The organism is Rhodococcus sp. (in: high G+C Gram-positive bacteria) (assembly GCF_049286785.1).
GTDB lineage: Bacteria > Actinomycetota > Actinomycetes > Mycobacteriales > Mycobacteriaceae > Rhodococcus_F.
Window position 1 is genome coordinate 1 of record NZ_JBAQEO010000311.1, and the last position, 6728, is coordinate 6728.

Below are 6728 nucleotides of genomic sequence, written 5' to 3' on the forward strand. Positions count from 1 at the left end.
GCTGATCCGCAGGCAACGGAAACTCGGTGTCCTCGCCGTAGGGGGAAAGACCGCCCGCACGGGTCGACGACAGTTCGGTCACTGCTTGGTCGCCGTCAGCCGTTTCAGGCCACCCGGGATCCACATACTGATTCTTCGTTTTGTTAGCCACCGGGCCATTTTGACAGGAGCGCGCGGCGACGTACAGCCCAGGTCTCTAATCTGATAGTCGATGACCGACACCGACGCATCCGCCGCCAGCACACACGCCTCCGCGAGCCTCGCGGGGTGGCTGGCTGCGCGCAGCGACAGCGACCTCGCCGATCTACTGCGCCGGCGGCCCGATCTGGCGGTGCCGCCGCCCGCAACGGCCGCGGTTCTCGCCGGGCGCGCCGAACAGCGGGCGTCGGTGGCCAGGGCCGCAGACAACCTCACGTCCCTCGAATTCGGCGTCCTCGAACTGTTGGCGCTGGGGCACGCCGACGAGACGCCGCTGTCTCGGGACACACTGCAGAAAGCCGTCGGTTCGCGGGTACCGAAGAAGACCGTCGGTGCCGCGTTGAACGACCTGCGGTCCGTTGCGCTCGTGTGGGGCGACGACACCGCTCTTCGCATCGTCCCGGCCGTGGTCGCCACCATTCCGTGGCGGATCGGCCGCGCCGCGGAGCCTGCCGAGAGCCTCGACGAGTCCGCCATCACCACGGCGCTGGCAGGGTTGCCATCCGACGAACGAGACATCCTCGACACGCTGTCCCGGTCGAGTTCCATCGGCAAGACCCGCGATGCCGCCCCGGGATCACCGGCGGACCGCCCGGTACAACGCCTCCTCGCGGCCGGACTGCTGCGTTGGATCGACGACGACACCGTCGAACTGCCTTACCAGGTGCGGCAGGTCCTGCGCGGTGAGGCGGCGTTCGACCCCACAACCCTGTCTCCGCCGACCGTGGCGAGTCGTAAGCACAAACCTGCCGACATCAACGCCGCCGCCGCCGGAGAGGCCCTCGAACTCGTCCGGCACTGCGAGGACGTCGTCAAAGCCCTCGGCGTAGCGCCGGCACCGGCCCTGCGCGCGGGCGGCCTCGGTATCCGGGAGCTTCGGCGCATCGCCAAGGTCTCCGGAATCGACGAGAACCGGCTGAGCCTGCTCGTCGAACTGCTGGCGGCCGCCGGCCTCATCGCGGCAGGCAGCCCGGATCCGCCGCCCTCGCCCGACACCGGCGAGAGCTACTGGACTCCGACGACTGCCGTCGACAACTGGATGACCGCGCCCGTTGCGCGCAAGTGGCACGCTCTGGCGACCGCCTGGCTGGATCTACCCCGGATGGCCTGGGTCATCGGTGTGCGCGATGCCAATGACAAGCCCATCGCAGCCCTGTCCGAGGAGGTACGCGCGCCGTCTGCGCCGCGGGACCGGCGTGCGATTCTGGGACTCCTGTCCGAACTGGGGAGCGGACAGTCCGTCGAACCGGTCGACGTGAGTCGGCTGCTCGCCTGGCGCCGCCCCCGCTGGGGGGCACGACTGCGCGTGCACGCGGTGGAGCAGACCCTCGACGAGGCCGCGACACTCGGACTGGTCGCCCGCGGCGCGCTCAGCTCGCCGGGACGGGCTCTGCTGCACGGCGGCGACGCCGAAGCGGAAATGCAGGCGGCCCTGCCGGCACCCGTCGATTATGTCCTCGTGCAGGCCGATCTCACCGTCGTCGCGCCCGGTCCCCTCACCCCGGATCTGCTGGACCAGATCACATTGGTCGCGGATATCGAGTCGGCCGGTGCCGCCTCGATGTACCGGATAAGCGAAAACAGCGTGCGCCGCGCCCTCGACGTCGGGATGACCGCGGCGGAACTCCACAGTCTGTTCGCCACCAGATCCCGTACGCCGGTCCCCCAGTCGCTGTCCTATCTTATCGACGACGTGGCGAGGAGACACGGCCGCCTGCGGGCGGGTGTGGCGGCGTCGTTCGTCCGCTGTGAAGACCCCGCCCTGCTCGCGGAGGTCCTGGCTTCGAGCGTGGCCGCCTCGCTGGTGCTGCGTGCGCTCGCTCCGACGGTGGCGGTGTCGCAGGCCCCGCTGCGGGAGGTGCTGGACCAGCTCAGGGCTGCCGGTTTCGCGCCCGCGGGCGAAGACTCGTCGGGCGCTCTGGTCGACATCCGGCCGCGGGGCGCCCGTGTTCCGGCAAGGCGGAGAGGGCCGGCGGCCAGAACTCCCGGAAAGGCCACCGATGCCCAATTGGACGCGGTGATCCGGACCTTGAGGGCAGGCGACCAGGCAGCGTCGGCGCGTGGTCACAGCGGCATCCGTTCGGACGGTTCGAGGGCCACCAGCGCCGCGACCGTCGCCCTCCTCCACAGCGCGGCCCGGGACCGGACCAGCGTGTCGATCGGATACGTCGACGCCCAGGGCGTGGCAACACACCGGATCGTCGATCCGGTGAGCGTCGGCGGTGGGCAGCTCGACGCGTACGATCCGGCGAGCGGGAGCGTGCGGCGGTTCACGCTGCATCGCATCACGTCCGTCGCTCTGGTCGACTGACGCCTCACACAGCCCTCGGCAGGTCTCGGTTCTACGGAAAGAGCGACGGCATTCCGTCGACCTCGATAACGTTTTGTGCACGCACATCGATGAATCGGTAAAGCAATGTCGTGACGCTGCCCGAAATCCGGCCGCGGTTGTGTTACCAGGAGGCAGGCTATGAGTGTCACCGCAACGAAATCGATACGCAGCCGGATGCGCGCGATCGCACAGCTGATGGTTGCCCTCGTGGTCCTGCCGATGGCGTTCGTGTTCATCGGCACCGGCACCGCATCCGCGAACCCCTACGACCGCCTGCGCGAACACTGGGTCTCCGCACCCGGCGGGGTGGGTCAGATCAAGGTACGGATCTGGCTGGCGAACAACGGCAGCAACAAAGCTCTGTATCTCCTGGACGGTATCCGCGCGACCAGCGACGTCAGCGGCTGGGAACACGAGACCAACGCCGCGTGGCTGTCCGACCACGGGATCAACGTCGTCGAACCGGTCGGCGGAATGTCCAGCTTCTACTCCGACTGGTACGCGCCCAGCAATTTCAACGGCCAGCCCTACACGTACAAGTGGGAGTCGTTCCTCACCCGGAATCTGCCCGATTTCCTTGCGAACACGTACGGCATCAGCCGCACCAGCAACGCGGTGGCGGGCCTGTCCATGGGCGGCAATGCATCGCTGATCCTGGCCGCCTACCATCGGGACCAGTTCACGTTCGCGGGCTCGATGTCGGGCTATCTGAACCTCTCGGCTCCGGGGATGCGCGAGGCCATTCGCATGTCGATGCTCGACGCGGGTGGCTACAACTCCGACTCCATGTGGGGTCCGCCCTGGGATCCCGCCTGGCTGCGGAACGACCCCTTCGTCGCGGCCCCGCTCATGCGGGGGCTGCCGATGTGGATCTCCGCGGGCGCCGGCCTGCCCGGTCCTCATGATCAGCCGCGTTCGGCGATCGACGTCTTCAACGTCGGTACCGGGATGGGCCTCGAGGCCATCGCGCTGGCACAGAACCGCGCCTTCCAGATCCGGCTGGACAGTCTCGGCGTTGCCGCGCACTACGATTTCCCTGCTCAGGGGACCCACAGCTGGGGGTACTGGCAGGACCAGCTGTGGGCGATGCTCCCGATGATGAAGGCCTCGATAGGCGCCTGAGGCGTGATCAGCCCCCGAGATTGACCTCGATGCAGTAGGTGCGCGCGGGCTCGGCGAACGCGATCGGGAAGGCAGTGGCGAACTCCTCGCACAGCGCCTCGTCGTTCTGTCCGTCGGCTCGTTTCGCCACCCTCACCGTCTGTATCTCCGTGCAGTCCGACGGCAGGATCCTCCCGTCGTCCTCTAGCAGGTAGCAGGAGTTCTCGATCATGTTCGGGATAAGGCACAGCGTGGTCTGCACACTGTCGTCGTCGTTCATGAGGGAGTACGAGAAGTAGCCGTCACCGCACTCGGCCTCACCCTCGCTCTTCTGCGCCACCTCGTAGGTGGCATCGCTGTCGGAGCAGTCCCGTTTCTCGTGCTCGGTGTCGGCAGCGCTGGTTGACGCGGACTCGAAGTACAGGCAGTCCCCGATATCGAGGCTGTTCTTCTGTGCCGTCTGCACCGCGAACACGCCAACTGCCGCGATCGCTGCGAGGATCACCACGGCGACGATGCCCAGAGTGATGAACAGGCCCTTGCGTGACTTCTTCTGCGGCGGGTACGGGCCGGGTGGGTACTGGCCGGGTGGGTACTGGCCGTACTGGCCGTACTGGCCCGGATATTGCCCGGGCGGATATGACCCCTGAGGGTAGGGCTGCTGACCATAGGGCTGCTGCTGACCATAGGGCTGCTGCGGAGGGGGACCCTGCGGATACGGCTGTTGCGGATACGGCTGTTGCGGATACGGCTGTTGCGGATACGGCTGTTGCGGATAGGGCTGTTGCGGATACGGGTCCGGTCCACCGGCTGCGTTCGGATCGGGACGGTTGGGGTCGGGTGGCTGAGTCATCACAGGCCTCGTCTCTGTTCGATCCATCCGGCTGCCCTCAATGTAGGGCCCGGCCACCCGTCGTGGGCGGTATCGACGGCCGTTGAGGTGTCGACATGGCGGCTGGGCGGCGTTACCAGGACAATGGACAGGCTGGCTACAGCCGGCACCGCAATTCCGAGGAGGCTTCAGTGACCGACGGACCGTTGATCGTCCAATCCGACAAGACCCTGCTGTTGGAGGTCGATCACGAACGCGCGAAGGACGCCCGGCAGGCGATCGCGCCGTTCGCCGAGCTCGAGCGCGCCCCGGAGCACGTGCACACCTACCGCATCACTCCGCTGGCTCTGTGGAATGCGCGGGCAGCCGGACACGACGCGGAGCAGGTAGTGGACGCCCTGGTCACGTACTCGCGGTTCGCGGTGCCACAGCCGTTGCTGGTCGACATCGTCGACACCATGGCGCGGTACGGACGACTGCAGCTGGTGAAGAATCCGGCGCACGGCCTGACGCTGGTGAGCCTCGACCGCGCCGTTCTCACCGAGGTGACCCGGCACAAGAAGATTGCACCGATGCTCGGTGCGCGGGTCGACGAAGACACTGTCATCGTGCATCCGAGCGAGCGGGGACGCCTCAAGCAATTGCTGCTCAAGGTGGGTTGGCCCGCCGAGGATCTCGCGGGATACGTCGACGGTGAGGCACATCATATCGAGCTGGATTTCGAGGGCACCTCCCCCGGATCCGCCGGGACCGCCTGGCACCTGCGCGACTACCAGGAGATGGCCGTCGACTCCTTCTGGGCCGGTGGTTCCGGAGTGGTGGTCCTCCCGTGCGGCGCGGGCAAGACGATGGTCGGCGCCGCGGCCATGGCGAAGGCCCAGGCCACAACGTTGATCCTGGTAACCAACACCGTCGCCGGACGGCAGTGGAAGCGCGAACTGATCGCGCGCACGTCGCTCACCGAGGAGGAGATCGGCGAGTACTCGGGTGAGCGCAAGGAGATCAGGCCCGTCACGATCGCCACCTATCAGGTGATCACGCGGCGTACCAAGGGTGAGTACAAGCATCTCGAGCTGTTCGATTCCCGCGACTGGGGTCTGGTGATCTACGACGAGGTGCATCTGCTTCCCGCCCCGGTGTTCCGGATGACCGCCGACCTGCAGTCGCGGCGACGGCTCGGGCTCACCGCCACACTGGTGCGCGAGGACGGACGGGAGGGCGACGTGTTTTCCCTGATCGGGCCCAAGCGGTACGACGCACCCTGGAAGGACATCGAAGCGCAGGGCTGGATCGCGCCGGCGGACTGTATCGAGGTGCGGGTCACCCTGACCGACGCCGAGCGCATGGCGTACGCCGTCGCCGAACCCGATGAGCGGTACAAACTGTGTTCCACCGCGCACACGAAAACAGCTGTGGTGAAATCGATCCTGGCCCGTCATACCGACGCCCCGACACTGGTGATCGGGGCGTATCTCGATCAGCTCGACGAACTCGGCGAAGCATTGGATGCACCGGTCATCAAGGGCTCCACCAAGAACAAGGAACGCGAGGAGCTGTTCGACAAGTTCCGCGCGGGCGAGGTACAGACGCTGGTGGTGAGCAAGGTCGCCAACTTCTCCATCGATCTTCCGGAAGCATCTGTAGCCGTTCAGGTTTCGGGAACTTTCGGGTCACGCCAGGAGGAGGCTCAACGACTGGGACGGCTGCTGCGCCCCAAACACGACGGGGGTCAGGCGCATTTCTATTCGGTGGTGGCGCGCGACACGCTCGACGCCGAATACGCGGCGCACCGTCAGCGTTTCCTCGCGGAGCAGGGATACGCGTACCGGATCACCGACGCGGACGATCTGCTGGGGCCGGCAATCGGATGAGACCTCGGCCGCGGTCCCACTAAGGTGGGTTCGTGCGACATTTCGAGTTCACCGTTGATCGGGCATACGCGAAGTCTGTGAATCAGACGTTCGCCGACGTGCGACGCCTGCAGATTTCGGCCGTCGTCGTCGCCGGACTGTTCGCAGCGGCATCGGTCTGGTTGTTCCTGCTCTCCCATCCCTGGTCGATCGTCGCCGGCGTCGTGGTGGCCCTCGCAGCCCTCACCTCGTTGGGGCTGGTGTTCTGGGTGCCGCGGAAGGTCGGCAGCATCGAAGACCTCTACGCGAAGAGCCCCCTGGTGCCGGCGGTGGTCTCGGAGGTTCATCCGCGCGCACTCACGCTCTTGGCGTTGATCGATATCGCGAAACCCGGTGCCGGCGGCCCGTCGTACGC

Annotated in this window: 5 protein-coding genes; 4 read left to right on the top strand and 1 reads right to left on the bottom strand. The window is 66.8% G+C overall.

Translation table 11 applies throughout. From position 1 onward, the window contains the following. The first annotated feature begins 211 nt into the window (after nucleotides 1-211). A complete protein-coding gene (locus WAW17_RS11885) occupies nucleotides 212-2509 on the top strand; it encodes a helicase-associated domain-containing protein (RefSeq protein ID WP_422333180.1) in 2298 nt (765 codons plus the stop codon). Nucleotides 2510-2668: 159 nt separating this feature from the next. Continuing rightward, nucleotides 2669-3652, top strand: coding sequence for an alpha/beta hydrolase (locus WAW17_RS11890; protein WP_422333181.1), 984 nt, complete (start codon nucleotides 2669-2671; stop codon nucleotides 3650-3652). 7 nt (nucleotides 3653-3659) lie between these two features. Here the strand turns inward: WAW17_RS11890 and WAW17_RS11895 are convergent, their stop codons facing one another. Next, entirely contained in the window at nucleotides 3660-4484 is an 825-nt protein-coding gene (locus WAW17_RS11895) for an LppU/SCO3897 family protein (RefSeq protein ID WP_422333182.1), read from the bottom strand. A gap of 170 nt (nucleotides 4485-4654) precedes the next feature. Between WAW17_RS11895 and WAW17_RS11900 the strand changes: the two genes are divergently transcribed. After that, nucleotides 4655-6334 carry a DNA repair helicase XPB gene (locus tag WAW17_RS11900; RefSeq protein WP_422333183.1) on the top strand — a complete coding sequence of 560 codons (1680 nt, stop codon included), beginning with the start codon at nucleotides 4655-4657 and terminating at the stop codon, nucleotides 6332-6334. Between the two features lie 32 nt (nucleotides 6335-6366). Beyond that, nucleotides 6367-6728 (top strand): DUF3239 domain-containing protein (locus WAW17_RS11905; protein ID WP_422333184.1); only part of this gene is annotated, 362 nt, incomplete at its 3' end.

Coding starts and splice junctions, on each gene's coding strand:
- WAW17_RS11885 (WP_422333180.1), top strand. CDS start 212: ATGACCGACACCGACGCATCCGCCGCCAGCACACACGCCTCCGCGAGC.
- WAW17_RS11890 (WP_422333181.1), top strand. CDS start 2,669: ATGAGTGTCACCGCAACGAAATCGATACGCAGCCGGATGCGCGCGATC.
- WAW17_RS11895 (WP_422333182.1), bottom strand. CDS start 4,484: ATGACTCAGCCACCCGACCCCAACCGTCCCGATCCGAACGCAGCCGGT.